Genomic DNA, 1,056 nt, shown 5'->3' with positions numbered 1-1,056 from the left:
CCCCCCCCCCCCGGGCCCGGAGCGGGACGAGCGTCGACGGACCGCCCGTCAGCCGGCCTCGGCCGCGGCTGTCGCGAGGGCCCGCAGGACGGGCCGGAGCAGCGGGTGGTCCTCGGCGCCGCTGCGGACGGCGGCGAAGACCCTGCGGGTGGCGAGGGCGCTGTCCACCGGCCGGACGGCGACGTGGGTGAGGTCGGCGCCCCGCAGCGCGGAGCGCGGCACGAGGGCGACACCGGCGCCGGCCGAGGCGAGTGCGACGACGGCCTGGAAGTCGTCGGAGGAGTGCACCAGGCGGGGCTGGAAGCCGGCGTGTTCGCAGGCCAGCAGGACGACGTCGTGGCACGGGTTGCCCGGGTAGGGTCCGATCCACGGCTCGTCGGCGAGGTCGGCGAGGTCGATGTCGCCGCCGCCCGCGCCGGGCCGGGCGAGCGGGTGACCGAGCGGCAGGACGGCCTCGAAGGGCTCGGCGTAGAGCGGGACGCGGGTCAGCCGGCCGTCGTCCGCCCGGGGCGCGCCGCGGTACTCGACGGCGACGGCCAGGTCGGCCCGGCCGTCGAGCAGCATCGGCAGGCTGGCGTCGCCCTCGGCGTCCAGCACCCGCAGGCGTACGCCGGGGGCCTCGGCGGCGAGGGTGCGGATGGCGGGCGCGAGGACGAGGGCGATGCCGGTGGCGAAGGAGGCGACGGTGACCTCCCCCGCGACCCCGGCGCTGTAGGCGGCGAGGTCGGCCTCGGCGCGCTCCAGCTGGGCGAGGACGACGTCGGCGTGCCGGAGCAGGATCTCGCCGGCGGCGGTCAGCCGGACGCCCCGTCCGTCGCGGGCGAGCAGGTCGTGGCCGGTCTCCTGTTCGAGGGCGGCCAGCTGCTGGGAGACGGCGGAGGGGGTGAGGTAGAGCGCGGCGGCGGCTGCCGTCACGGTGCGGTGGTCGGCCACGGCCCGCAGGGTCCGCAGCCGTCGGGCGTCGATCACACCGCAATTCTGCCAGGGCGGCGGCGCTCCTCCCGCCGCGCCGGTGCGCCGGCCCGGCGGCCCGCCCGGTTCAGGTCGGACGGGCCG

Annotated in this window: 1 protein-coding gene; it reads right to left on the bottom strand. The window is 79.0% G+C overall.

The window, feature by feature from the left end:
* Nucleotides 1–48: 48 nt before the first annotated feature.
* Complete coding sequence (locus tag ACFUK0_RS40230) at nucleotides 49–969, bottom strand: LysR family transcriptional regulator (RefSeq protein ID WP_380259058.1); 921 nt, start codon at nucleotides 967–969, stop codon at nucleotides 49–51.
* Between the last annotated feature and the right edge of the window lie 87 nt (nucleotides 970–1,056).

This window comes from Kitasatospora sp. NPDC057223 (assembly GCF_042669755.1).
Taxonomy (GTDB): Bacteria; Actinomycetota; Actinomycetes; order Streptomycetales; family Streptomycetaceae; genus Kitasatospora.
The sequence above is the reverse complement of the archived record's forward strand: the minus strand, read 5'-3'. Positions and strand labels throughout refer to the sequence as shown.